Source organism: Actinophytocola sp. (assembly GCF_035712165.1).
Classification (GTDB): domain Bacteria; phylum Actinomycetota; class Actinomycetes; order Mycobacteriales; family Pseudonocardiaceae; genus DASYTH01.
Window position 1 is genome coordinate 1 of the sequence record NZ_DASTBH010000499.1, and the last position, 25436, is coordinate 25436.

Below are 25436 nucleotides of genomic sequence, written 5' to 3' on the forward strand. Positions count from 1 at the left end.
CGACTCGACCGTGGCCATCACGCCGAGCTCGGTGAAGATCACGCCCGCGCCGTTGCAGACCGGGCAGGCGCCCTCGGAGTTGGAGCTGAACAGCGCCGGCTTCACCCCGTTGGCCTTGGCGAACGCCTTCCGGATCGGCTCCAGCAGCCCGGGGTAGGTGGCCGGGTTGCTCCGCCGGGAGCCGCGGATCGCACCCTGGTCGATCACCACGACGCCGTCCCGGCCGGCGACCGAGCCGTTGATCAGCGAGCTCTTGCCGGACCCGGCGACCCCGGTCAGCACGACCAGGGCGCCGAGCGGGATGTCGACATCGACGTTGCGCAGGTTGTGGGTGTTGGCCTTGCGCACCCGCAACGCGCCCGACGGCGTCCGCACCGAGGACTTCAGCGCGGCCCGGTCGTCCAGGTGCTTGCCGGTGATCGTGCCGCTGGACCGCAGCCCGTCCACGGTGCCCTCGAACACCACCTCGCCGCCGCCGCTGCCGGCGCCCGGGCCGAGGTCGACCACGTGGTCGGCGATCGCGATCGACTCCGGCTTGTGCTCCACCACGAGCACCGTGTTGCCCTTGTCCCGCAGTTGCAGCAGGAGCTTGTTCATCCGTTCGATGTCGTGCGGGTGCAGGCCGATGGTGGGTTCGTCGAAGACGTAGGTGACGTCGGTGAGCGACGAGCCGAGGTGGCGGATCATCTTGGTGCGCTGGGCTTCCCCGCCGGACAGGGTGCCGGCCGGCCGGTCCAGCGAGAGGTAGCCCAGCCCGATCTCGGCGAACGAGTCGAGCAGGTGCTGCAGGCCGGCGAGCAGCGGGGCCACCGACGGCTCGCGCAGACCCCGGACCCAGTCGGCCAGGTCGGTGATCTGCATCGCGCAGACGTCGGCGATGTTCTTCCCCTTGATCTTGGAGGACAGCGCCTCCTTGCTCAGCCGGGTGCCCCCGCAGTCGGGGCAGGTCTGGAACGTGACCGCCCGCTCCACGAACGCGCGGATGTGCGGCTGCATCGCGTCGACGTCCTTGGCCAGCATGGACTTCTGGATCTTCGGGATCAGGCCCTCGTAGGTCAGGTTGATCCCTTCGACCTTGACCTTGGTCGGCTCCTTGTAGAGCAGGTCGTGCAGTTCCCGCTTGTTGTACTTGCGGATCGGCTTGTCCGGGTCGAAGAAGCCGCAGCCCCGGTAGATCCGGCCGTACCAGCCCTCCATGCTGTAGCCGGGGATGGTGAGCGCGCCCTCGTTGAGGGACTTGCTGTCGTCGTAGAGCGCGGTCATGTCGAAGTCGTTGACCGAGCCCATGCCCTCGCAGCGCGGGCACATGCCGCCGAGCCGGGTGAAGGTGGCCTTCTGGGTGATCGTCTTGTCGCCACGCTCGACCGTGATCGCGCCGCTGGCGCTCACCGACGGAAGGTTGAACGAGTACGCGTTGGGCGAGCCGAGGTGCGGCTTTGCCAGCCGGCTGAACAGGATGCGCAGCATCGCGTTGGCGTCGGTGGCGGTGCCCACGGTGGACCGGGGGTTGGAGCCCATCCGCTCCTGGTCGACGATGATCGCGGTGGTCAGACCCTCCAGGAGGTCGACCTCCGGGCGGGCCAGCGTCGGCATGAAGCCCTGCACGAAGGCGCTGTAGGTCTCGTTGATCAGTCGCTGGGACTCCGCGGCGATCGTGCTGAAAACCAGCGAGCTCTTGCCCGAGCCGGACACGCCGGTGAACACGGTCAGGCGGCGCTTCGGCAGATCGACGGTGACGTCCTTGAGGTTGTTCACCCGCGCGCCGTGCACCCGGATCAGGTCGTGGCTGTCGGCGGCGTGCGACGCGGGCGACTGGGTTGCCGTCCGCTTGGGCTTGCTCATCGGATCTCCCTGGGTTGTGGCGACGGTCCACTGTCTACCCGATGGGTGCGACACGGTGCCCGCTCCCGCGCCTTTCGCGCGGGAGCGGGGGTGCTCATCGGTCCTGCAGCAGCCCGAGGACGTTGCCGTCGGGGTCGGTGACCGTGGCCACCAGCCGGCCTCCGCCGACGTCGTGCGCCGCCTCCCGGACGGTCGCGCCCGCGGCGGTCACCTCGGCAAGCTTCGCCTCGATGTCCGGCACGTGCCAGTAGGCCACCGGTGCGGTCATGCCCTGCGGCCCGCCGCCCGGCACCAGCCCGATGTGCTGGCCGGCGACGTCGAAGCCGACGTAGTAGTCACTGTCGGCCTGCGGCTGGATGCCGAGCAGGGCGGCGTACACCGGCTTGGCCTTGGCCAGGTCGGCCACCGGGTGCAACAGGGTCTTGGCGCCGTCAGTCATGATCACTCCTTGGCTCGTTGTCGTGCTGTCGACGCTGGTAACGGTAGGAGCGCGCGGAAGGCGACGCTTCTCGAATCCTGACCGGTCCGCCGGGCGCCTTGCCGGTGATCCGGTCGGGACCCGGCGTCGATACGGTGGAGGGGTGCGAGTCGCGACCTGGAATGTGAACTCGGTCAAGCAGCGGGTGGCGCGGTTGCTGCCGTGGTTGGACCAGCGGCGGCCGGATGTGCTGTGCCTGCAGGAGACCAAGCTCGCGGACGAGGCGTTCCTGGGCCTGCTCGGCGAGGAGTTCGCCGCGCGCGGATACGAGATCGCCGCGCACGGTGAGGTCCAGTGGAACGGCGTGGCGATTCTGTCCCGGGTGGGGCTGGAGGACGTGACCCGGGGTGTGGCGGGGGCGCCGGGCTTCCCCCATCCCGAGGCGCGGGCGGTGGCGGCGACCTGCGGCGGGGTGCGGGTGCACTCGCTCTACGTGCCGAACGGCCGGGTGCCCGACTCCGACCACTACCACTACAAGCTCGCCTGGCTGGCCGCGCTGCGCGAGGTGGTCCGGACCGGCCCGGAGCACGTGCTGCTCTGCGGGGACATGAACATCGCGCCCACCGACGCGGACGTGTTCGACCCGGAGGCCTACGTCGGGCAGACCCACGTGACCGCCCCGGAACGGGCTGCCCTGGCCGAATTACAGGCCCTCGGGCTGCACGACGTGGTGCGCGACCGGTGGCCGGACCAGCGCGTGTTCACCTACTGGGACTACCGGGCCGGGATGTTCCACAAGGACCTGGGCATGCGGATCGACCTGGTGCTGGCCAGTGCCGCGGTGGCCGGCCGGGTGCACGCCGCCTGGGTGGACCGGCACGCGCGCAAGGGAACCGGACCGAGTGACCACGCGCCGGTGATCGTCGATCTGGACGAGGCGCCGGACGGGGACATCGGGCCGGTCGTGCCGCCGCCGTCGGCGCCGGCGGCCAAGCGGGGCGCCGTGCGGCTGCCCCAATCGAGATAGGCGCAGTCCGGATAGGGGAGGGATCGTGCCGGTCACCGACGAGGCCATCGAGAAGATCAAGGCCATGATCGTCACCGGGGAGTTGGGCCCCGGCGACCGCCTGCCCAAGGAGAACGACCTGGCCGAGCGGCTCGGCCTGTCCCGCAACTCGCTGCGCGAAGCGGTGAAGGCGTTGTCCCTCATCCGGGTGCTGGATGTGCGGCAGGGTGACGGCACCTACGTGACCAGCCTGGAACCGAACCTGCTGCTGGACGCGATGAGCTTCGTGGTCGACTTCCACCGCGACGACACCGTGCTCGAGTTCCTCGAGGTGCGGCGCATCCTGGAGCCGGCGGCGACCGCGATGGCCGCCGCGCACATGCCCGACGAGCAGATCGCCGACCTGCGCCGGGTGCTCGACTCCCTCGACGAGGTCCCGACGATCGAGGCGCTGGTGCAGAACGACCTGGAGTTCCACCGCCGGATCGCGGCCGGGTCCGGCAACACCGTGCTGTGCTCGCTGCTCGACGGCCTGTCCGGGCCGACGACGCGGGCCCGGATCTGGCGGGGGCTGACCCAGGAGGGAGCGGTCGCCAAGACCCGCGAGCAGCACACGGCGATCTGCGACGCCATCGAGGCGCGGATGCCCGAGGTGGCCCGGTCCTGGGCCACCGTGCACATCGCCGGGGTGGAGCAGTGGCTGCGCAGTGCCCTGGTCGGCGAGGGCACTCAACCCAGGTAGACCCGCCGTGCGGTGTCGCCGAGCACGGCCGCCCGCTCCGTCGCCGTCGCGCCGGCCAGGACCTCCCGGGTCAACCCCAGCACGGCGGCGTAGCCGCCGGCCAGTTCGCACACCGGCCAGTCCGACCCGAACATGACCCGGTCGGCGCCGAAGGCGGCCAGCACGTGCTCGGCGTAGGGCCGGATGCCGGTCACGGTCCAGCCCGTCCAGTCCGCCTCGGTGACCAGGCCGGACAGCTTGCACACCACGTTGGGCAGCTGGGCCACGTCCGCGATCCAGGACGCCCACGGCTGCCACTCGCCGACCGCGATGCCCGGCTTGCCGGCGTGGTCGAGCACGAACGTCAGGTCGGGCACCTGGCGGGCCACGGTCAGGGCGGCCGGCCGCTGCGGCGCGCGCACCAGCAGGTCGTAGACCAGTCCGGCGCGGGCGAGGCGGCGCAGGCCGCGGACGACCTCGGGGCGCAGCAACCAGGTCGGGTCCGGCTCGTCCTCCACCTGATGCCGGACACCGACCAGTGGCCCGTCCGGGACGGCCAGGTCCGGCGCGGTCAGGTCCAGCCAGCCCACCACGCCGGCCACCAGGTCGCTTTCCGTCGCGGTGGCCAGGAACTCCGCCGTCTCGGCCGCCGAGGAGACGGTCTGCACCAGCACCGTCGCGGCCACCTCCGGACCGGCCGCCGCCCGCAGGTCGGCCTCGGTGTAGGGCCGCTGGAGCGCGGTGAGCCCGGACATCCAGGGGTAGTCCCGCCGCGCCGGGTCCCACAGGTGGTGGTGCGCGTCAACGATCATGGCAGCGGGGCGTCCGCGCGGAGCAGACCGGCCGCCACCAGGTCCGGCCACAGGTCCGGCGGCACCGGCCGGGCGAACAGTTCGGCGTTGTCCCGCATCTGCTCGGCGGTGCGGATGCCGACCACGACCCGGCGCACGGCGGGATGCGCGCCGGCGAAGGCCAGCGCCGCCTGCGGGAGCCTCACCCCGTGCCGGGCGCAGATGTCCGCGATCCGCAGCGCCCGCTCGCGTAGCTCGGCCGGAGCGGTCGCGTAGTTGTAGGTGGCGTCCGGGCCCGGCCGGTCGACGGCGAGCAGGCCGCTGTTGAACACCCCGGCGGCGAGCACCGACACGCCACGCTCGACACACAGCGGCAGCATGGTGTCCAGCGCGGTCTGCTCGAGCAGGGTGTAGCGGCCGGCCAGCATCACGGTGTCGATGTCGGTCTCGGCGACGAACCGTTGCAGCAGTTGCCATTGGTTCATGCCGGCCCCGATGGCGCCCACCACGCCCTGCGCCCGCAGCTCATGCAGGGCCGGGTAGGCCTCGTCGATCGCCTGCTGCCAGTGGTCGTCCGGGTCGTGCAGCAGCACCACGTCCACCCGGTCGACACCCAGTCTGTCCACACTGGACTCCAGGCTCCGGCGCACCCCGTCCGCGCTGAAGTCCCACACCCGCCGGTACGCGGCCGGCACGTCGAAGCTCTCGTCCCGCTGCCCGGCGAGCTCCGGGCTGGGCACCAGCAGCCGGCCCACCTTGGTGCACAAGGTGTACTCCGACCTCGGCCGTCCGGCCAGCGCCCGCCCGAGCCGGCGTTCGGACAGCCCCAACCCGTAGTGCGGTGCGGTGTCGAAGAACCGCACCCCGCAGGACCAGGCCGCGGTCACCGCGGCCAGCGCGGTGTCCTCGTCCACCCACTGGTGCAGCCCGCCGATCACCGCCCCACCGAACCCCAGCTTCATCCCGGCAGCTCCCACACCTTCCCGAGCCCCGTGTCCCGCCCGGAGTAGTCGTCCTGAACCTCCAGCAGCCCGGCCATTCTGGCCTGCCACGGCAGGTTCGCCGGGTGCTCGGCCAGCTCGCGGCGCATCCGCTGGTAGTCCTCGACCTCGACCAGGTGGAACAGGTCCCGCCCGTCCCGCCAGATCTCCCAGCGGTGCACCCCGGCCGCCCGCAGCGCCGCGTCCAGGTCGGCCGGGATCACCGCGTGCACCCGCTCGTACTCCGCCTCCCGGCCGGGTTTGAGCCTGGTGTGTAGCGCGATCCGTTGCATGTCCCTAATCCTGCGCCTTCCCCGAGGTGAGCCGGGCCAGCACCAGCGCGACCAGGATCACCAGGCCGTACACCATCTGGATCTGCTCGCCCGGTACCTGGGCGAGGGTGAGCACGGCCTGGATCAGCCCCAGCAGCAGCACCCCGCACAGCGCGCCGAACAGCGATCCCTTGCCGCCGTCCAGGCTGATCCCGCCGATCACCGCGGCGGCGAACACCTGGAAGATCATGCCCTCGCCCTGGCTCGCCGACACCGAACCGAGCTGCGCGGAGAGCATCAACCCGGCCAGCGCCGCCAGCACCCCGGCCACCACGAACGTCGACCAGACCACCCGGTCCACCCGGATCCCGGCGGCCCGCGCGGCGGCCGGGTTGCCGCCCACCGCGTACAGCGACCGGCCGATGCGGGTGTAGCCCAGCGCGAGAATCCCGGCGGCGAACAGGACCGCCACGATCCAGATGGCCAGCGGCAGGGTGAGCACCCGGACGTTGGCCAGATAGTCCAGCAGCGGAACCTGCTTGGCCAGGTTGGACATCGTCGCCCCGCCGACGATGGTGAGCTGCAGGCCGCGCAACGTGATCAGCATGGCCAGCGTGACGATGAACGCGGACAGCTTGAACCGCACGATCAGCAACCCGTTGAACACCCCGACCAGCGCCCCGAACACCAGCGCAACCGGCAGCACGGTCCAGGTCGGCCACGGCGCGCCCAGCGCGCTCGTCTTGCCGATCACCAGGAACACCGCGACCGCGGGCGCGATGCCGACCACCGACTCCAGCGACAGGTCGAACTTGCCGACGATCAGCACCAGCGCCTCGGCGAGCACCACCAGCGCCAGCGGGGCCAGGTTCTTCAGCACCGAGTCGACGAAGTAGGACTTGGTGAGGAACACGTCCGGCTTGGTCACGTAGCCGTAGACCAGCAGCGCGACGATCGGGGGTATCAGCGCCAGGTCCCGCAGCCGGGCCAGGCGCAGCCGGCTCACCGAGCGTCCGGTGACCGGCCGGGCCGGGGCTTCCGGTTCGCTGGTCGTCTGTGTCATTGCCCGATTCCTTCGATCTCGGCCACCAGTTCGGCCTCGTTCCAACCGCGCGGGTGCTCGGCGATGATCCGGCCGGCCGACATCACCACCACCCGGTCGCACACACACAGGTCGGCAAGCTCGTCGGAGACCAGCAGCGCGCCGCGCCGGGTCCTGGTCTCCCGGTCCACCGCACCCAGCAACGACTCCTTGGACCGCACGTCCACGCCGGCCGTCGGCGCCACCAGCACCAGCACCCGAGGGTCGCTGGCCAGCGCCCGGGCCATCACCACCTTCTGCGAGTTTCCGCCGGACAGCTCGGAAACCGGCTGGTGCGGCCCGGCGGTGTGCACGTCCAGGTCGGCGATCAGCTTGCGCGCCACGGCATCGCGCCGCCCGGGCAGCACGGTGCCGGCCGGGCCGAGCTGTCCGGCGATCGTCATGGTGGCGTTCTCGGCCACCGACAGGTCCGGCACGAACCCGTCGACGTTGCGGTCGCCGGGCAGGTAACCGATCCCGCCGCGCAACGCCGCCGGCACGTTCGACGGCGGCACCGGGCGACCGGACAGGCGCACCACGCCGGTGCGCGGCCGCAACCCGGCCAGCGCCTCGGCCAGTTGCCGCTTGCCGCTGGCCGCCGACCCGGCCACCCCGACGATCTCCCCGCGCCGCACGGTGAGGTCGACCCGCTCGACGAACCCGGGCACGCCGACCTCTTCCAGCTCCAGCACCGGTTCGGCGCCGGCCGGGACGGCGGGCCGGTCCGCGCCGACCTGGACCAGGCCGCGCGCCTCGCCGACCATGGCGGCCACCAGCTCCTCCTCGCGCAGCTCGCCGACCGGCGCGGTGAGCACCCGACGCGCGTCCCGGAACACCGTGACCCGTTGGCAGATCTCGTAGATCTCCGGCAGGTGATGGGAGATGAACACGAACGTCACGCCCTGCGCGCGCAGGTCGCGCAGCCGGTCGAACAGCCGGGCGATCGCGGCGCCCTCCAACTGCGCGGTCGGCTCGTCCAGGATCACCAGCCGGGCGCCGAGGGAAAGCGCACCGGCGATCTCCACCAGTTGCCGCTGCTCGACGGTGAGCGCGCCGGCCGGCAGCTCGGGGTCGACCGGGATCGCCCAGGACTCCAGCAGGTCCATCGCCGCCCGGCGCAACCGGTTGCGGGACAGCAGGCCGAACCGTCCGCGCGGCTGCCGGTTCAGGAAGAGGTTCTCCGCCACGGACAGGTCGGCGACCACGGACGGCTTCTGGTAGACGCAGGCCACCTGCGACCGCCAGGCCGACCGGTCGGACAGCGCGGGAGCGGGCGCCCCGGCGAACCGGACCTCGCCGCTGTCCGGCTTCAGCAACCCGGTCAGCACGGCGACCAGGGTGGACTTTCCGGCCCCGTTGCGCCCGACCAGGGCATGGGTCTCCCCGGCGCTGACCGACAGGCTGCCGTCGGCCAGCGCCACCGTCGGCCCGAACCGCTTCGCGATCCCGACCGCCTCGAGCACCGGGGTCACGACTTGTTGCCCCACAACGACTTGTCGTCCACGTTGGCCTTGGTGACCAGGGGAGCGGGCAGCTGGTCCTCGAACCCGTTGGGCAGCTTGATGATCACGCTGCCGTGGTCGGACGGGCCCTCCTTGGGCGCGACGCCGGCCATCGCCTGCTTCGCCCAGTACAGCCCGAACTGGGCGTACTGGTCGGCCGGCTGGGACACCGTGGCGTCGATCTCGCCCTTGCGGATGGCGTCGAACTCCTGCGGGATGCCGTCGTTGGACACCACGAAGATGTGCCTGGGGTCGGTCGGCGGGACCAGCAGGCCGCGCTGCTTGAGCACCTGCAGGGTCGGGTCCAGGAACACGCCGCCGGCCTGCATGTAGACCCCCTTGATGTCCGGGTCGGTGGACAGCCGGGTCTCCAGCGCCGCCTGGGCTTTCGCGCCCTCCCAGTCGGTGGGCTCCTCGAACACCGTGATACCGGGGAACTTGCCGGTCATGCACTCCTTGAAGGCCTCGGACCGGTCCCGGCCGTTGATCGAGGACAGCGCGCCCTGGAACTCGATCACCTTGCCCTTGCCGCCGAGTTTCTCGCCGAGGAACTCGCACGCCTTCTGGCCATAGGCCCGGTTGTCCGCCCGGACCACCATGTAGATCTTCCCGCTGTCCGGCCGGGTGTCCACGCTGACCACCGGGATTCCCTTGCCGGACAGCTCATCGAGCTTCGGACCGATGGCTCCGGTGTCCTGCGGGGCGATCACCAGCGCCTTCGCGCCCTGGGCGGCCAGGCTGTCCACGTTGCCGATCAGCTTCTGGATGTCGTTCTGCGAGTTGGTCGGCCCGGTGAGCCGCACACCCAGCTCGCTCGCCTTGCTCGGCACGTAGTCGGCGTAGGCGTTCCAGAAGTCCGAGTCGGCCCGGGGCAGGTCCACGCCGATCGAACCGTCGCTCTGGCCCGACGAGCCGCCCTGGTCCGGACTGTCCTTGCTGCACGCGCCGAGCGCCAGTGCGGTGGCCAGCGACAGGGTCAGCACAACCCGTGTGATCTTCATTGATCGCCCTCGATTCGGTGAAAGGGGGAGTGAGGTTCAGGTTCTCGGCCGCAACCGCAGGCCCTGCATGCCGCCGTCCACCGCGAGCGCGGTGCCGGTGGTGGCCCCGGCGAGCGGGCCGGCCAGGTAGGCGATGGCCGCGGCCACCTCGGCCGCGGACACCAGTCGGCCCATCGGCTGCCGGGCCCGAAGCGCCGCCAGTTCGGCGTCCGGATCGTCGGTCGCGTCGAGCAGCCTGCGCACCCACGGGGTGTCCGCGGTGCCGGGAGTGACGCAGTTGACCCGGATTCCCTCGGCCACATGGTCGGCGGCCATGGCCATGGTGAGGGCGAGCACGGCGCCCTTGCTGGCGCTGTAGAGCGCCCGGTTGGGCAGACCGGCGACGGCGACGATCGAACAGGTGTTGACGATCGCGGCCGCGTCGGACCCGCGCAGGTGCGGCAGTGCGGCGCGGGTGGTGCGCACGATGCCGAGCACGTTGACCTCGAACACCCGCCGCCACTCGTCGTCGGAGTTGGCCTCGACCGTGCCCTGCGCGCCGATTCCGGCGTTGTTGACCAGGATGTCGATCCCGCCGAGCCGCTCCGCCGCGGTCTCGACCGCGGCGCGCACCGCCGCGTCGTCGGTCACGTCCGCGGTCAACGGCAGCAACGGTTCCGCCACCGCGGCCGGGTCGAGATCCAGACCGGCCACCCGGGCCCCGCGCTGCGCCAACATGGTCGCCGTGGCCAGCCCGATGCCCGAGCCGGCGCCGGTCACCACGGCCGTCAGTCCCGCCAGTTCACTCATGAAACACCCTCCTGTGTCCACACGGGACCATCCGGATAGGCGTAGCCGGCCAGCGTCTCCGGCCGCATCGACGCGCTGAACCCCGGTGCGGTCGGCGCCAGGTAGTGGCCGCGCCGGATGGTCACCGGGTCCAGAAAGTGCTCATGCAGATGGTCCACGTACTCGATGACCCGATTGTCCATCGAGCCGGACACCGCCACGAAATCGAACATCGACAGGTGCTGCACCAGCTCACACAGCCCCACCCCGCCGGCGTGCGGGCAGACCGGGACGCCGAACTTGGCCGCCAGCAACAGGATCGCCACGTTCTCGTTCACCCCGGCCACCCGTGCGGCGTCGAGCTGCAGGTAGGAGATCGCGCCGGTCTGCAGCAGCTGCTTGAACACCACCCGGTTCTGCACGTGCTCCCCGGTGGCCACCCGCACCGGGGAGATCGCCCGGGCGATGGTGGCGTGGCCGAGCACGTCGTCCGGGCTGGTCGGCTCCTCCACCCACCACGGGTCGAACGGCGCCAACTCGCGCACCCAGGCGATCGCGGTGCTCACGTCCCAGCGCTGGTTGGCGTCGATGGCGATCCGGATGTCCGGACCCACCGCGTCCCGGGCGATCTTGAGCCGGCGCAGGTCGTCGGCCAGGCTGCCGCCGACCTTCAGCTTGATCTGGGTGAACCCGTCCGCCACCGCCTGCTGGCACAGCTCACGCAGCTTGTCGTCGTCGTAGCCGAGCCAGCCGGGCGTCGTGGTGTAGCCGGGATAGCCACGCGCGCGCAGCGCTGCCTCGCGGTCGGCCCGGCCGGGTTCGGCGCGGCGCAGGATGTCCAGCGCCTCGCCGGCGGTGAGCGCGTCGGTGAGGTACCGGAAGTCCACAAGGGACACGATCTCCTCGGGGGACAGGCCGGCCAGCAGCTGCCACACCGGTTTGCCGGACCGCTTGGCGCGCAGGTCCCACAGCGCGTTGATGACCGCGGAGATGGCCATGTGCATGATGCCCTTCTCCGGGCCCAGCCAGCGCAGCTGCGAGTCGTGCACCATCCGCTTCCACATGCCGCCCAGGTCGGCCAGGGTCGCCGCGAGATCGCAACCGACCACATAGGACTCGAGCAGCCGGATCGCCGCGGCCTGCACGTCGTTGCCCCGGCCGATTGTGAAGGCGAACCCGTGTCCCTCCAGGCCGTCGGGCGCGTCGGTCTTGAGCACGACGTAGGCGGCCGAGTAGTCCGGGTCCGGGTTCATCGCGTCCGAGCCGTCCAGCTGGCGGGAGGTGGGAAACCGGATGTCGAACGTGGACAGCGCGGTGATGCTGGACATCAGGCCTGCCCGACGACCTGGCGCTGCCGGCCGAGCCGGTCGATCTCCAGTTCCAGCACGTCGCCCGCGCGCAGGTACGGCTTCGGTTCCGGCGCGCCGAGCGCGACGCCGGCCGGTGTGCCGGTGTTGATCACGTCTCCCGGTTCGAGCACCATGAACTGGCTGACGTAGTGCACCAGCTCGGCCACTCCGAAGATCATGTTGTTGGTGCTGCCGTCCTGTTTGAGCTCGCCGTTGACCCACAGCCGCAGGCCGAGCCGCTGCGGGTCGGGCACCTCGTCGGCGGTCACCAGCCAGGGGCCGAGCGGGTTGAACGTCTCGCAGGACTTGCCCTTGTCCCAGGTGCCGCCGCGCTCGAGCTGGAACTCCCGCTCCGAGACGTCGTTGGCGACGGCGTAACCGGCCACGTAGTCCAGTGCCTCGGCCGGAGCGGCCAGGTAGCGGGCGGTGCGGCCGATCACCACGGCCAGTTCCACCTCCCAGTCGGTCCTGGTGCTGGCGCGCGGGACGAGAACCTCGTCGTTCGGCCCGACGACCGTATTGGGCGCCTTGAGGAACACCACCGGCTCGGCCGGTGTCGGCGCGTTGGTCTCGGCGGCGTGATCGGAGTAGTTCAGGCCGATGCAGACGACCTTGCCGGGCCGGGCGACCGGCGGCCCGAGGCGTGGCGACGGGTCGAGCGCGCGTAGCTCACCGGCCGCCAGCGCGGCGCGAGCCCGGTCGATCCCGCCGGTGGCCAGCCAGCCGCCGTCGATCTCGGCGGTGACCGGGGACAGGTCGAGCAACCGGCCGTCGGGATCGAGGACGGCGGGAAGCTCCCGGCCGGGTGGACCCACGCGCAGCAGCCTCATCGGACTCCTCAAATACATCGGACCTATAGCGGAGATTTATAACCTGATCGGGTGGAGTTGACAAGGCTCTCGTTCAAGACATCGGATGTTGCTCGGCAGTGCTAGGAAGATCGGATGGAGGAACTGCTCGCGCCCATGCAGGGCACCGTGGTGCGCGTCGACGTCCGTCCCGGCGACGCGGTTCGCGCCGGTCAGCAGGTCGCGGTGCTCGAGTCCATGAAGATGGAGCACGTGGTGCGCGCGCCGGCGGCCGCCGTGGTGCGCCGGGTGCTCATCGCCGCCGCGGACACGGTCAGCCGGGACCAGCCGCTGCTCACCCTCGAACCCACCGGCGAGGCCGCCGCCGCCGAGGCGCACGAGCGGCCGGCCGATCCGGAGACGGTCCGGTCCGACCTGGCCGAGGTGCGGCGCCGGCACCGGATCGGGCTGGACGGCGAGCGGCCCGAGGCGGTGCGCCGGCGCCGCGAGCGCGGCCAGCGCACCGCCCGGGAGAACCTCGCGGCGCTGTGCGATCCCGGCACGTTCGTCGAGTACGGGCCGCTCGTGGTGGCCGCACAGCGGCAACGTCGCGGCCTGGACGACCTGATCGCGCGCACCCCGGCCGACGGGCTGGTGGCCGGGGTGGCCGAGGTGAACTCCGCGCCCTGCCTGGTCATGGCCTACGACGCGACCGTGCTCGCCGGCACCCAGGGCGCCTACAACCACGCCAAGAAGGACCGGCTGTTCACCATCGCGGCGCGCAGGCGGCTGCCCGTCGTGCTGTTCGCCGAGGGTGGCGGCGGCCGGCCGGGCGACACCGACATCCCCACTGTCGGCGGGCTGGACGTGCCGTCGTTTCACCTGTTCGCCCGGCTGTCCGGACTGGTGCCGCTGATCGGCATCGCCTCCGGCCGGTGCTTCGCCGGCAATGCCGCGCTGCTCGGCTGCTGCGACGTGGTGATCGCGACCCGGGACGCCAACATCGGCATGGGCGGCCCGGCGATGATCGAGGGCGGCGGGCTCGGGAGCTACGAGCCCGAGGAGATCGGGCCGGTTTCCGTGCAGGTGCCCAACGGTGTGGTGGATCTGCTGGTGGACGACGAGCCGGCGGCGGCTCGGGTGGCGCGGCGCTACCTGTCCTACTTCCAAGGTCCGGCAGCCGACGTCGCGTGCGCGGACCAGCAGGCGCTGCGGGCGGCCGTGCCGGAGAACCGGGTGCGCTCCTACGACGTGCGTGCGGTGATCTCCGTGCTCGCCGACACCGGCTCGGTGCTGGAACTGCGGCCCGAGTTCGGCGTGGGCATCGTGACCGCGCTGGTCCGCATCGCCGGGCGGCCGCTTGGGCTGATCGCCAACAACCCGCTGCACCTCGGCGGGGCGATCGATGCCGACGCCGCCGACAAGGCGGCCCGGTTCCTGCAACTGTGCGACGCGCACGGGCTGCCGGTGGTCTCGCTGTGCGACACGCCGGGATTCATGGTCGGCCCGGACGCCGAGCGCACCGCGACCGTGCGGCACTTCTCCCGGCTGTTCGTCACCGGGGCCAACCTGACCGTGCCGATCTGCGCGGTCGTGCTGCGCAAGGCCTACGGGCTCGGGGTGATGGCGATGACCGGCGGCAGCCTGAAGGTTCCGCTGGCCACGGTGTCCTGGCCGACCGGTGAGTTCGGCGGGATGGGGCTGGAGGGCGCGGTGCGGCTCGGGTTCGCCCGGGAACTGGCCGCCATCGCCGACCCGGCCCGCCGGGCCGAAGCGGAGGCGGAGATGGTGCGTGCGGCCTACGAGCGGGGCCGGGCACTCAACGCCGCTTCGATGTTCGAGGTCGATGACGTGATCGACCCGGCGGACACCCGGGACTGGATCACTGCCGCGCTCGCCGGGGCGCGGTCCGGTGATCCGGTGCCCGGCAAGCGCCGGCCGAACGTGGATACCTGGTGAACTTCACCCGATAGTGGATTCCGGGGTGAAACCGTCGGCACTCTATGCGAACATCAGTTCGACTGATCTTTCTGGCCGGGTGAGACGGGAGAACCTGATGTGCGACATGTGCGACGGCAAGTCCGACGAGCAGCTGCGTCGCGACCTGCTGGCGCGGATAGCCGAGCACGACTTCACGATGGTGGCCGTGCCGGCGGAGGAGGGGCACGGCGGTGGATGGGTGGCGCCGGGGTTCGTGTACTCGGTCGGGCTGTGGAGCTTCCACCGGGTGCCTGAGCTGATCGTGGTCGGCGCGCCGACCCGGCACGCGGTGGAGACGATCAACCGGTACGCCGCGCAGGTGAAGGCGGGCAAGCGGTTCCGCCCCGGCGGCCCGTTCCGGGAGTTGCTGCCCGGCCCCGGCGTGATGCTCGAACTGGTCACCCCGTCGCTCTACCACGAGTGGTTCGCCCGGTCCTTCGAGTTCTACCCGACCGGCGACTTCCCAGCGTACCAGGCGTTGTGGCCGGACCGGGACGGGAACTGGCCGTGGCAACAGCGATGGGACGCGCACAACGTGCCGCAGCCGGTGCTCACCGAGAGCGGCCGCCCGGAGAGTTGGCCGGTGCAGGTGGTGCGCTGACGGCGCGAGAAAGTCGGGTGAACCGCTCCGGTCCGGAGTCCGTGTGTGTTGCGTCCGCAGCTACGGACTCTCGATACCGGAGGAGTTGTCATGAACTGGGTTCGCGCGATCACCGTGACCGTCGCCGGGCTTGCGTTGGGCGCGGTGACGGCGTGCGGAGCGGACGAGGACGTCTCCGGTGCGCCGGTCGGGGAGCAGCAGGTGCAGCCGCAGGCCGAGGCCCAGGGCGTGCCGCAGGCCAAGCAGGCCGGCGTGGTGGCCAAGAAGCTCGCGGTCGCCGACGCCGGCACGCTCGGCCCGATCGTCGTCGACGGCGACGGCAGGTCGATCTACCGCTTCGACAACGACACCGCGAAACCGCCCAAGTCCAACTGCGCCGGCGACTGCGAGAAGGCCTGGCCGCCGCTGATGACCACGGACGCGGCGGCGCTGGAGGTCGAGGGCATCGACAAGGCGCTGATCGGCTCGGTGGCCCGGGAGGACGGCAGCCAGCAGGTGACCATCGCCGGGTGGCCGGCCTACCGGTTCGCCAAGGACACCAAGGCGGGCGAGGTCAAGGGCCAGGCCGCCAGCGGCAAGTGGTTCGCGTTCACCGCGACCGGCAAGAAGGCCGCCGACCAGGCCGCTCCGGCCTCGGTGCAACTGGTGCTGATGAAGGTGGGCACGCTCGGCCCGATCGTCACCGACGCCGCCGGCATGACCCTCTACCGGTTCGACAAGGACACCAAGGGCGAGAAGTCGGCGTGTGAGGGCGACTGCGCCAACCAGTGGCCGCCGCTGCTCGCCCCCGACGGCGTCCCCATCCAGACCACCGGCATCGACCAGGCCAACGTCGGCACCATCACCCGGGCCGACGGCAGCAAGCAGGTCACCGTGGGCGGCTGGCCCATGTACCACTACGCCGGCGACAAGGCCCCCTGCGACACCAACGGCCAGGGCGTGGGCGGCGTCTGGTTCGCCACCACCGCCACAGGAGCCAGGGCGGGTAAGTAACCCGGAGGGAAACGGAGGGGGTCCGCCAACCGGACCCCCTCCACCCCCGCGAGTCGCCCGTTCCAGCCCGGCGAGTTCCCTGTTCAGGGGCGCCGGGTGTGGGCCATCGTCCAGTTCGTCTCCCAGGTCCGGCCCCCGTCGGTGGAGAAGGCCTGCTCCCAGTGCGCCGACGTGGGCGTGATCTTCGACCAGATGAAGCGCACCCGCACCGGCGTGCCGTCGTCCTCGTCGTCGCCGTAGAAGGTGCCCACCCCGTCGGCGAACCGGCCGACCACCGGCGGCTGGAGCGACCCGGTCCGGCTGTTGACCCAGTAGATCGACCATTCCCCGGTCCGCGGGTCCAGCATCCGCACCGTCGCACCGGACCAGCCCTTGGTCGGGAACGTGATCTCGTCGAAGCTGCCCGCCCCGCCGAAGAAGCCGTGCGAGACGGACGTCGCGGGGAACTCGTCCCACTCGTCGCTGGCCACCAGCCGCTTGACCAGGCGCCGGTTGACGACGTCCCAGGAACCGTGCAGGAAATCGAAGTCGTTGCTCATGGCCGCCGACGCTAGCCAGGGCACCCTGACATCTTCTGTCAGTGACCGCTGGCAGACTTCGATCATGCGCGCCAGCCGCCTGGTCTCCCTGCTGCTCCTGCTGCAGTCCCGCGGCCGGATGACGGCCCACGCCCTGGCCGGCGAGCTCGAGGTGTCGGTGCGGACCGTCTACCGCGACGTCGAGTCGCTGCACGCCGCCGGAGTCCCGATCGTCGGCGACGCCGGGCCGGACGGCGGCTACCGGCTGCTCGACGGGTACCGGACCCGCCTGACCGGGCTCACCGGCGACGAGGCCGAGTCGCTGTTCCTGACCGGGCTACCCGGTCCGGCCGCCGAACTGGGTCTGGGCGCGGCGGTCGCCGCGGCCTCGCTCAAGCTGCGGGCGGCGCTGCCGGCCGAGCTTGCCGACCGCGCCGGACGGATCGCCGGCCGGTTCCACCTGGACGCGCCGAGCTGGTATCGCGAACCCGACCCCACCCCGCACCTGGCCGCCGTGGCCGACGCGGTGTGGAACGAACGGCTGCTGCGGATCCGGTACCACCGCTGGAAGGCGCCCCAGGAGGTGAACCGCACGCTCGCCCCGTACGGCCTGGTCCTCAAGGCCGGGCGCTGGTACCTGGTGGCGCGCGGCACCGGCCGGCTCGCGACCTACCGGGTGTCGCAGATCCGTGAGCTGTGGTCCCTCGACGACCGGTTCGACCGCCCACCCGACTTCGACCTCACCGCGTACTGGCGGTCGCACGTGACGGCCTTCGAGGCCAGCCGGCACCGGGGCGAGGCGACGATCCGAATTTCACCCGAAGGGATGGCGCAGCTCCCGGACGTCCTGCCGGACGCCATGGTCCGGGCGGTGGCCGCGAACGGCGCCGCGGACGAGCGACCCGGCTGGACCCGCGCGACGGTCCCGACCGAGTCCGTCGATCACACGGTCCGGGAACTGCTCCGGCTCGGCGGCGACGTCGAGGTGCTCGGTCCGGCCGAGCTACGCGACCGGATGATCGACACCATCGTCGCGCTCACCCAGCGTTATGGCATTACCGGGTCCAGAGCCTCTCAGGATGCGCTCAGCCACCGCTAGTAGCCTCGCGGCGTGGATCGACCGTCCGTGCGTGTGCTCGACGGCGTCGGCACCCTCTTCCGACTCGGGCTCGCGGCCGTGTGGTTGATCTCGGGCTGGATCAAGGTCGTCGACCCGAACCAGACCTACCTTGCCGTCCAGGGCTACGAACTACTCCCGGACGGCGTGGTCAGCGTCGTGGCCGCCGCGGTTCCGTTCCTCGAGCTGGCCCTCGGTGTCCTGCTGCTGATCGGCCTGGGCACCCGGCTGGTGGCGATCGTGTCGGTGGTGGTGCTGGTCGCGTTCATCGGCGCGGTGGCGCAGGCCTGGGCCCGTGGGTTGACGATCGACTGCGGCTGCTTCGGCGGCGGCGGGCAGGTATCGGCTGGTGAGACCCGGTATCCGCAGGAGATCGCCCGTGACCTGGGGTTCCTGGTGCTGGCCGGGTGGCTGGTGGTGCGGCCGAGGACGTTGCTGTCCGTGGACGGCCTGTTGAGTGAGAAAGGGCGAACCGGTGGGTGGAGCGGAACGCAACGCGCGGAAGAAGCGGCAGGCCCAGACGGCGGCCGGCCGGACGGTCGCGTCGGCGCGGGCGAGCGGGACTGACCGCACCAAGATCATCGTCGGGCTGGTCGTGGTGCTGTTGATCGCCGGCGCGGTCATCGGCGGTGTGCTGTACACCAACGCGCAGAAGAACAAGACCGAAGGCCAGGTCATCCAGCCGAACTCGACCGCGAGCGCCGCGGCGGACTATCCGGTGCGCCGCGACGGAGCCGTGGTCGTGGCCGGCAAGGACGGCGCCAAGGTCACCATCGACGTGTACGAGGACTTCCTCTGCCCGTTCTGCGGACGGTTCGAGACCACCAACGCCGCCGCCGTGGAGCGTGAGTTGCAGAACGGCGCCCTCCAGGTCCGCTACCACCCGGTCGCGATCCTCAACGACAAGTCCGACCCCGCCGGCTACTCCCTCGACGCCGCGAACGCCGCCCTCTGCGCGGCCGAGGCCGGCAAGTTCCCCCCGTATCACGCCAGCCTGTTCCAGTCCCAACCCGAAGAGGGCGCCCGCGGCTACGACAACACCCAGCTGACCAGGCTGGGCACCGACCTGGGCATAACCACCCCCGACTTCCCCACCTGCATCCAGTCGGGCACATTCGAGCAGCAGATCCTCGAAGCCCAGGACAAAATCAAGGAGACCCCCCACCTCCAACAAGACTTCGGCAACGGCAACAAGGGCTTCGGCACCCCCACCGTCACCGTCGGCGAAACCATCGTCGACGTCACCGACCCCGCCTGGCTGGACAAACTCCTAGCCCAAGCCTGACCCCCCGGTCACGGTCCTCCCAACCATCAGGTACGGTAAACCAACACGTCAGGGCCCACCCTGACGACCCGGGGCTGTAGCGCAGCTGGTAGCGCACCACACTGGCAGTGTGGGGGTCAGGGGTTCGAGCCCCCTCAGCTCCACTTCATGATCGTCGGGCTTCGAGTACTAGTTTCTGCAGCTCAGCACCCTTGTCGATGAGCGTCTGTTGATCACGCGATGATCGTCTGCGATACTTACCGTGATCGATTCAGTATCCACAGTTGGAGGATTCTGGAGGCTGTCCTCCAGGGCCTATCGGCCTCGGTGCGTCGCGTTCGCGCTGGTCGTGGCGTCGTGCAGGTCTGGTGCGTGCTTGCTGATCACCCGTCCAGCGGTGTGGGGGTCATGGCGGTGGCTACGCTGAAGCCCTTTCCGCGTCTACCAGAATCGTGACCGGTCGCGTGCTTCTGATGGTGACCGCTTTGCGCCAGCGACGTTCCAGGCCATGGAGCAGGCGCCGTTCGACTTCCGGCGCGACGTGGCTGTAGGTCTCCACAACCCGGTTATCCAGGTGATGACCCAGCCGGCGAGCTTGGGCGATCTCCGGCACCCCGTCAGCGATGAGCCAGGTCTTATGGCTATGCCGGAGCCCATGAAAGGTCAGGCCCGGCGCGATCGCTTGCGTGCGCACCCTCGGCTTTGTGATGGCGAGATTGCCGTCCACCGCGGGCCGCAACACCCTGCGGCTGAACGTGCTACGCCACAGCCAGGTGCCGCTTTCGGTTGTGAAGACGAACTCATGCGGATGTCGACGCAGATGGTTACGCAGCAAGGCAATCAGGAACGGCGGCAGCGACACCGACCGCGCAGAGGACGCGGTCTTGGGCGGCCCCAACCACCGGCCGTGACAGCTCTCGTGCAATGCACCCAGTTCGCCATCGACAATCAGGCAACCTTCGTCGAGCCGGAGCTTCGCGCGGTGCAGGCCAGCCAACTCGCCCCACCGGCATCCGGTCCAGCCGGCCGTGACGATCAGCAGCCCCGCACCCGGACCACCGAGGACCTCGGCCTGGTCTGCGATCCGCAGCACCTTCTCCGGCGTAGTCCACACCCGCTCCCGCTCCGGAACATGATGCCGCCGGCCACGATGCCGCCGCCGACGCACCGGGTTGAACGGGATAATGTCCTCGTCAACGGCATCGGTGAGCATCATCGAGAACAACTTGACGATCCCCGCGACGGTTGCCCGGGCGCGGCGATCCTCATGCAAGCTGGTGATCCATGAGGTGACCTGCAGCGTCGAGATGTCGATCAACCGGGTGTCGCCCCACCGCGGCAGGATGTGACAGCGCAACCGGCTGGCGTAGTTGTCCCTGGTGCGCTCATCCACGTCCAGGCTGTCGAACCAGACATCGACCCACTCGGCCACTGTCGTGCGGCCGCGCATCGGATCCACCCACACGCCTTGACGTTGTTGACCCTCCACCACCAATGCGTAGTCCTCAGCGGCCTCCCTGCTGTCGAACCCGCCAATCGAAGCGACCCGCCCGTTCGCCCCGACGTACCGCACCCGCCACGAGTGCTCGCCGATCTGCTCCGTCCATGCCATGACATCCTCCCCGCATCCGTTGTTACGACTCGGTCGTGCACTCAACTATGGCCGGCCGCAAATCGATCACCGAGCATGTGATCCTGACAGGGTTGCTGCGCAGGTGATTGCAAGTGTCGAAACTGACTTGCCGGCGGCTTATTGGCCGGCTCAGATCAGTGGGAATGCGTTACTGTCGAGGCAACGGCTGGTACGTGGGGGATGGGCGTAATGATCAAGATGCTCGCTAGGATTCCAGCAGGTCCAGCACTGGAATTGATCTCCGGGCCGGTTGCGACTGCCATTCGGGTGAGGCCGAAATGACCGGTCGGCGCCGCACGTCCGGTTCTGGGGCGGACCGGACGACACCGCATTCGACTGGAAGCAGTGAGCACGGTCGTCGCTCCGGCGACGCGGCGAGCCGAGACCCTGGGCAGGCCAGCCAGCGCGGGGTAGAAGCATCGCTCGACGCCGTGGAAACGATGGCCGATCGGCTGGACTCCACACAGGCAAAGATCAGCGGAGTAAAGGACTCGGTGGGCCGGATCAATATCGGTCCAGAGAGCATGGGCTTGATCGGCTCGGGCTTCACCCGGGAAGCGCAGGCGCACCTGCAACACGCTCAACAGCAACTCGCCACCACCGGGGACACCGTCGCCCGAGCAAGCCAGGGAACCCGGCAGACCGCCGCTACCTACCAGAACACTGATGCCACCGCAGCGGCCGAATTCGCCAGGATCGACACCACCGACTCGGCACCAAGGCCACCCGGCCAGACACTCTCACCCGGGCCTGCCAGCCAACCGGCGTTGCCGTCGCCGAGTATCAGCGCACGGCTCGACTCTGATACCGCGTCGACCACGACCCGTCCGACGACCGAGCTTTACGAGCCCAGTCCCGCCGAACGTGCCCTGCAGACCCGTCGAGTCATCGACTCAAAGCCGATGGACCCGACCGGACACGCCAACGACGCGCACTTGGTCACCTTCGACGATGGCACCCGAGGGATCTACAAACCCATCGCCGGTGAAAACGTCAGCTTGCGCCAAGGCATCCCCGGCAACCTCGCCCACCGCGAGGTTGCGGCCTCCCGCATCGACGAGGCCTTCGGATTCGGACTCGTACCCACCACCACCATGATCGACGGCCAGCACGGCATCGGGTCGGTCCAGCAATGGGTCGCTTCCACCCCCCACCGCGAGCACCACGAATATCCACGCATCCAGCAGGAACGAATGGCCGTGCTCGACTACATCATCGGCAACACCGACCGCCACCTCGGTAACTACCGAACCGACCCCGACGGCAACGTACTAGCCATCGACCACGGCTACTCCTTCCCAGAATCGCCAGACCCACGGTTCGGAATCCGATCCGACTTCGTCGACAAGAACCTCAACATCCCGCTGTCCGGCGATGTCCTCGCCAGAGTCCGAGCAGTCGATTCCGACCACCTACGACACACCCTGCGCGCCACCGGCATCAGCGAAACCGCCATCCACGGTGTCCTCGCCCGACTCACCGAGATCCGCACCCACGGTATGATCACCGGCGAAGCCTGGCCCGGCGTGATCAACGGCGCATTCGCCCCATCAGCCACCCAGCCCATGTCCGCCAACCGATCCTCCACACCCCCGAAAGGCACCCCAGCATGAGCGACAAGCCACCAACCCTCGTCGCCATGTACTCCTGGGGCACCGGCGAACCCGTCCGCGTCGCCGAGTTCCGCCTCAACGATCAAGGACGAGCTGAACTCACCCTCCTCGACCCCGTCGAAGGAAAACTAGCCCAAGACTTCTATGCCCATGGCGTCGATTCAGTCAGCGAAGGACGCGCCGTCCACCCTGACGATGGTCCCGCTTTTATGCGCGCCCTGCTGCAACCTTTCCGCATGAGCTACTACCGCTTCGTCGATGAAAGCATGTCCTCGAAATAGCCTTGAGATCCGACAATTTCTATGCGTTCCGTCGGCGGGACGTGCTTCGGCCGCGTTGGCGGCCGGTGGGTTCGTCGGCGTGAGCGCGGTAGCGTGTGAGGAGGAAGTCGGTCAAGGTCTTGACGTCTCGAGCGGTGTTTTGGATGTCGTTCCATCGGCGGATGGTGTCGCTATCGAACCGCCAGACGCCTTCGGTCCAACTGCAGTCGTCTTTGATGGTCTTGAGCTCTGCGGCGAATTCTTCTGAGGTTGGTATGTCCGACTTGAGGCGTCGGGTGATTTCGTCCATGAGGAAGCCCATGCTGATGATGCCTGCGCCGTGGATGAGTCGTGAGTCCCGTGGCCTGGCCTTGTTCCATGCTTCGCTGAACACATCAGCTACGGCGGTCCAGTAGTTCGTCACCAGCGTGTACATGTAGCCGAAGTTTGGCGGGCCGTCTTGGCCCCTGAACTTGTAGAGCGCTCCGTCTGAGTGGCTGTTTTCCAGCATTCTGAGGATGGAGTTGTCTTTGATGACACCGTCAGGATTGGTGGGTGTCTGGATGCGCCGATACAGCGGTGACTGGACGTCGAAGTTCAGCCGTTCCAGCAGGGAGGCTGGCAGTTGGCGGACCATGAGCGGTCCGGGCAGGGTGCCGGCTGTTCCTGGGAGCAGTTCGTGGATGAGGCCCTTGGGGAGGGCTTTGGTGGAGTTGACCAGGATGAACTGTGAACGCTGGTCGGCGTGTTCGTCGGTGATGAACGCGGTGACGCAGATCGGGAAGGCATCGATCTGAGCGTCACGGATCGCCGCGCATCGTTGTTGCCCATCGACGATGAAGCCGGGCTTGTCGGCGTCTTGAACAGTGGGGTCGATGGGGATGAGGAGGTGGCCGGGGCGGGCGTAGCTGCCGCGCTCCTTGTTGCCGGCAGGCTCGAAACGGACCCGCTTGTCGAAGGCGATCACCACGGCGTTGGGAAGCATAGGGTTCTCGTCGGTGTCGAGGTAGCGGCGGATGGCGCCGACGTGGGCGAGATTTTCGGGGCGTTGGTAGCCGTGGAGTTGGGTGTCGGCGTCGCGCCGGACGCGGGAGACGGTGGCGACCTGGGGGATGAGTTTGCCGTCGATGGCGAAGGTGTAGAGGCGACGAGTCGGCCCCTGCCGGATTTCCAGCGCCGGTAGCCGCAGAGCCGTCGGTTGCGGTGTAGCGGTGGCACGGGTGCGTGTCACGTGTCGTCCCTTCCCAGTTGGTCGCGTAGGCGTTGCTCGAAGACATACAGGTTGTGGAATCCGCGGCGTTTGTTGCGTTCGGATCCTCGGAACAGGACGATCTCGATCCCGATGTGCTGGCACAGGCTGCAGGGGCAGGCCCGCCACGGACGGTCAGCGAGTGTCACTCGGTACTGGTCGGTGCGGTCGGACTTGCCGTTCCACAGCGTGCTGTAGTCGCGCAAGGCGTCCAGTACGGGCTCAAGGTCAACTTCGTCTCGGTCGTAGCGGCGGAGCAGGTCGAGCGCGGCGCGTTCGAACTTGATCGCTTGGTCCTGGCTGATCTCCCCGGAGCGGATACGGGCCTTGAGTTTGGCGTTGCCGTCGACTTGGGGGACGCGGACAGCCACGTAGGTGCGGCTGGGTGTGTAGTAGTTGTCGCGGTCGTCTTTGAACGCCCGCCGGAACGGAGAGGTGCTGTCGAAACTGCTGACGCCGAGGCTGGCAAAGGTGGGGATGTCATCGCAGCGGCTGATGCCGAGCAGGTGGAGTTGCGTGGTGGATCGGCGTACGTCGTTGACGGCGCGGAGACAGGCGAGGATTTCGTGGGTCTTGAGGGGGACCATGCCGCCGAGCGCGATCCGGCGGTAGCCCATGCGCTGCAGTTGGGTGACCGCCGTCGCGTAGGAGTCGGGGCTCCAGCCTTGGGCGACCCCGACAGGGATGAAGCCGACGCTGCGTGTGCGGCAGCGTTTGCGGAAGTCGCCGGCGAGTTCAAGCGTGATGTCCTGGCGGCGGACCCACTCCTCAGCGCGGGGATCGTGGCGGTCGATGCTGGGTTCGTATTGGAAGATCACATGGTCGACGGAGATGCCGTAGTCGAATCCGCAGCCGTCGTAGAAGTCGATGACCTCGTCCACGGTGTAGGGCGGGTAGGTCTCCGCGACGTAGGAGAAGGCACCGCAGTCGCCCATGATCTTGAGCCGTGTGGTGCTGGTGGCGAGTCGGAAGAATGCCTCGGCGCCGTCGCTGTAGAGCCGGTGCCGTTGCGCGCCGGTGTACTTGCCGGTGGTCGCGCTGGTGGTCCCATCGACGATGGCTTTGGAGACCAGCAGTCCGTCGAACGGAGCGGGGTGAAGGACCTCGTGGGCGTAGCGGTCGTCCCGCTGGCGGACGCGGAACGGATCGCGTTCTTCGGTGATGAAGTCGAATCCGGGGTCGACCTGGTCCTGGCTGTCGGGAAAGAAGAACTTCATCGCAGCGTGACCCGCGCGTCGAGGTAGACCCGGATCAGGTAGCTGGACAGTGCGTGCATGTGGCCTTTGAGGTTCTGGATCTCGTTCCAGCGCATCCCGATCTCGTCCCAGACTCCCGATGTCCAGTGGCAGTGCGGGCTCAGTAGCGCGAGGTGTTTGCGAACGACTTCGGGGGCGTCGGGTTGGCGCAGGTCGATCGTGCCGAGGATGCGGTCCATGACTTTGCCCATGGCGCGGATGCCGGCGCCGTGCATGAGTCGGCTGCGGCCGGGTGGTTTGCCCCAGGCGTCGGGGAAGGTGTCCCGTACGGCGGCCCAGTAGAGGGACAACGCGGAGACGATGCCGTCGAAGTCGGTTTCGTCGCGGGTCAGGTCCCGGTACGGGTAGAGGCAGCCCGAGGATGAGGTCAGACTTTCTTGGATCATGTCGACGATCGCGGTGTCCGTGATGATCGCTCGGCCGCTCGGATCTT

Annotated in this window: 25 protein-coding genes, 1 tRNA gene and 1 pseudogene; 11 read left to right on the top strand and 16 right to left on the bottom strand. The window is 69.4% G+C overall.

Going from position 1 to position 25436, the window contains the following annotated elements:
- Both VFO68_RS28235 and VFO68_RS28240 read right to left on the bottom strand, forming a co-directional pair.
- Positions 1-1842 (bottom strand): excinuclease ABC subunit UvrA (locus VFO68_RS28235; protein WP_325161443.1); only part of this gene is annotated, 1842 nt, incomplete at its 3' end.
- Between the two features lie 94 nt (positions 1843-1936).
- Complete coding sequence (locus tag VFO68_RS28240; protein WP_325161444.1) at positions 1937-2281, bottom strand: VOC family protein; 345 nt, start codon at positions 2279-2281, stop codon at positions 1937-1939.
- A gap of 142 nt (positions 2282-2423) precedes the next feature.
- Here VFO68_RS28240 and VFO68_RS28245 point away from each other — a divergent pair, with 142 nt between their 5' ends.
- Together VFO68_RS28245 and VFO68_RS28250 are read left to right on the top strand one after the other, a co-directional pair.
- Positions 2424-3287, top strand: a complete 864-nt coding sequence (locus tag VFO68_RS28245) for an exodeoxyribonuclease III (RefSeq protein ID WP_325161445.1) — start codon at positions 2424-2426, stop codon at positions 3285-3287.
- Between the two features lie 25 nt (positions 3288-3312).
- Positions 3313-4008, top strand: coding sequence for a FadR/GntR family transcriptional regulator (locus VFO68_RS28250; protein ID WP_325161446.1), 696 nt, complete (start codon positions 3313-3315; stop codon positions 4006-4008).
- Here the strand turns inward: VFO68_RS28250 and VFO68_RS28255 are convergent.
- Genes VFO68_RS28255 through VFO68_RS28295 form a run of 9 tightly spaced genes read right to left on the bottom strand, consistent with a single transcriptional unit; the run spans position 3996 to position 12561 of the window.
- The gene (locus tag VFO68_RS28255; protein ID WP_325161468.1) at positions 3996-4796 is read right to left on the bottom strand and encodes an amidohydrolase family protein; all 801 of its coding nucleotides are present in this window, start codon (positions 4794-4796) and stop codon (positions 3996-3998) included. The two genes, VFO68_RS28250 and VFO68_RS28255, sit on opposite strands and share 13 nt — an antisense overlap.
- A complete protein-coding gene (locus tag VFO68_RS28260; protein ID WP_325161447.1) occupies positions 4796-5740 on the bottom strand; it encodes an aldo/keto reductase in 945 nt (314 codons plus the stop codon). Before VFO68_RS28260 ends, VFO68_RS28255 begins: the two co-directional genes overlap by 1 nt.
- Positions 5737-6051, bottom strand: coding sequence for an L-rhamnose mutarotase (locus VFO68_RS28265; RefSeq protein WP_325161448.1), 315 nt, complete (start codon positions 6049-6051; stop codon positions 5737-5739). The genes VFO68_RS28260 and VFO68_RS28265 overlap by 4 nt, the downstream gene beginning before the upstream one ends.
- 4 nt (positions 6052-6055) lie before the next feature.
- Positions 6056-7093: an ABC transporter permease gene (locus VFO68_RS28270; protein ID WP_325161449.1), complete on the bottom strand. Its 1038-nt coding sequence runs from the start codon at positions 7091-7093 to the stop codon at positions 6056-6058.
- Positions 7090-8583, bottom strand: a complete 1494-nt coding sequence (locus VFO68_RS28275; RefSeq protein WP_325161450.1) for a sugar ABC transporter ATP-binding protein — start codon at positions 8581-8583, stop codon at positions 7090-7092. Before VFO68_RS28275 ends, VFO68_RS28270 begins: the two co-directional genes overlap by 4 nt.
- Positions 8580-9614, bottom strand: coding sequence for a sugar ABC transporter substrate-binding protein (locus tag VFO68_RS28280; RefSeq protein WP_325161451.1), 1035 nt, complete (start codon positions 9612-9614; stop codon positions 8580-8582). The genes VFO68_RS28275 and VFO68_RS28280 overlap by 4 nt, the downstream gene beginning before the upstream one ends.
- A 36-nt stretch (positions 9615-9650) precedes the next feature.
- A complete protein-coding gene (locus VFO68_RS28285; protein WP_325161452.1) occupies positions 9651-10403 on the bottom strand; it encodes an SDR family oxidoreductase in 753 nt (250 codons plus the stop codon).
- Positions 10400-11710, bottom strand: a complete 1311-nt coding sequence (locus VFO68_RS28290; RefSeq protein ID WP_325161453.1) for an L-fuconate dehydratase — start codon at positions 11708-11710, stop codon at positions 10400-10402. Before VFO68_RS28290 ends, VFO68_RS28285 begins: the two co-directional genes overlap by 4 nt.
- Complete coding sequence (locus tag VFO68_RS28295; protein ID WP_325161454.1) at positions 11710-12561, bottom strand: fumarylacetoacetate hydrolase family protein; 852 nt, start codon at positions 12559-12561, stop codon at positions 11710-11712. Before VFO68_RS28295 ends, VFO68_RS28290 begins: the two co-directional genes overlap by 1 nt.
- Positions 12562-12678: 117 nt before the next feature.
- Between VFO68_RS28295 and VFO68_RS28300 the strand changes: the two are divergent.
- The 3 genes and pseudogenes from VFO68_RS28300 to VFO68_RS28310 form a co-directional block, all read left to right on the top strand.
- Positions 12679-14478, top strand: a pseudogene (locus VFO68_RS28300) (carboxyl transferase domain-containing protein); the annotation flags it as partial.
- Positions 14479-14575: 97 nt separating this feature from the next.
- Complete coding sequence (locus VFO68_RS28305) at positions 14576-15100, top strand: DUF4262 domain-containing protein (protein ID WP_325161456.1); 525 nt, start codon at positions 14576-14578, stop codon at positions 15098-15100.
- Positions 15101-15190: 90 nt separating this feature from the next.
- Positions 15191-16093: a hypothetical protein gene (locus VFO68_RS28310; protein ID WP_325161457.1), complete on the top strand. Its 903-nt coding sequence runs from the start codon at positions 15191-15193 to the stop codon at positions 16091-16093.
- 83 nt (positions 16094-16176) lie between these two features.
- On the opposite strand, the gene VFO68_RS28315 is transcribed toward VFO68_RS28310, so the two are convergent.
- Positions 16177-16632 carry a hypothetical protein gene (locus VFO68_RS28315; protein ID WP_325161458.1) on the bottom strand — a complete coding sequence of 152 codons (456 nt, stop codon included), beginning with the start codon at positions 16630-16632 and terminating at the stop codon, positions 16177-16179.
- 64 nt (positions 16633-16696) lie between these two features.
- Here VFO68_RS28315 and VFO68_RS28320 point away from each other — a divergent pair, with 64 nt between their 5' ends.
- The 4 genes from VFO68_RS28320 to VFO68_RS28335 all read left to right on the top strand — a co-directional run bounded on the left by VFO68_RS28320 (position 16697) and on the right by VFO68_RS28335 (position 19156).
- Positions 16697-17710, top strand: a complete 1014-nt coding sequence (locus VFO68_RS28320; protein ID WP_325161459.1) for a YafY family protein — start codon at positions 16697-16699, stop codon at positions 17708-17710.
- A 12-nt stretch (positions 17711-17722) separates the two neighbouring features.
- Positions 17723-18295 (top strand): MauE/DoxX family redox-associated membrane protein, encoded by a 573-nt coding sequence (locus VFO68_RS28325; protein ID WP_325161460.1) that lies wholly within the window; start codon positions 17723-17725, stop codon positions 18293-18295.
- Positions 18204-19013 carry a DsbA family protein gene (locus VFO68_RS28330; protein WP_325161461.1) on the top strand — a complete coding sequence of 270 codons (810 nt, stop codon included), beginning with the start codon at positions 18204-18206 and terminating at the stop codon, positions 19011-19013. Before VFO68_RS28325 ends, VFO68_RS28330 begins: the two co-directional genes overlap by 92 nt.
- Positions 19014-19083: 70 nt before the next feature.
- Positions 19084-19156 (top strand) — tRNA-Ala (locus VFO68_RS28335).
- A gap of 254 nt (positions 19157-19410) precedes the next feature.
- Here VFO68_RS28335 and VFO68_RS28340 read toward each other — a convergent pair.
- Positions 19411-20604 (bottom strand): tyrosine-type recombinase/integrase, encoded by a 1194-nt coding sequence (locus tag VFO68_RS28340; RefSeq protein ID WP_325161462.1) that lies wholly within the window; start codon positions 20602-20604, stop codon positions 19411-19413.
- 461 nt (positions 20605-21065) lie between these two features.
- Here VFO68_RS28340 and VFO68_RS28345 point away from each other — a divergent pair, with 461 nt between their 5' ends.
- Positions 21066-22238: a hypothetical protein gene (locus tag VFO68_RS28345; protein ID WP_325161463.1), complete on the top strand. Its 1173-nt coding sequence runs from the start codon at positions 21066-21068 to the stop codon at positions 22236-22238.
- Positions 22235-22519: a hypothetical protein gene (locus VFO68_RS28350; RefSeq protein ID WP_325161464.1), complete on the top strand. Its 285-nt coding sequence runs from the start codon at positions 22235-22237 to the stop codon at positions 22517-22519. The genes VFO68_RS28345 and VFO68_RS28350 overlap by 4 nt, the downstream gene beginning before the upstream one ends.
- 19 nt (positions 22520-22538) lie before the next feature.
- Here VFO68_RS28350 and dbpB read toward each other — a convergent pair whose 3' ends face one another.
- From dbpB to VFO68_RS28365, 3 genes are all read right to left on the bottom strand, one after another.
- Positions 22539-23729 (bottom strand): DGQHR domain-containing protein DpdB, encoded by a 1191-nt coding sequence (gene dbpB / locus VFO68_RS28355; protein ID WP_325161465.1) that lies wholly within the window; start codon positions 23727-23729, stop codon positions 22539-22541.
- Positions 23726-24964: a tRNA-guanine transglycosylase DpdA gene (gene dpdA, locus VFO68_RS28360; RefSeq protein ID WP_325161466.1), complete on the bottom strand. Its 1239-nt coding sequence runs from the start codon at positions 24962-24964 to the stop codon at positions 23726-23728. Before dpdA ends, dbpB begins: the two co-directional genes overlap by 4 nt.
- Positions 24961-25436 (bottom strand): hypothetical protein (locus VFO68_RS28365; protein ID WP_325161467.1); only part of this gene is annotated, 476 nt, incomplete at its 5' end. The genes VFO68_RS28365 and dpdA, both read right to left, overlap by 4 nt.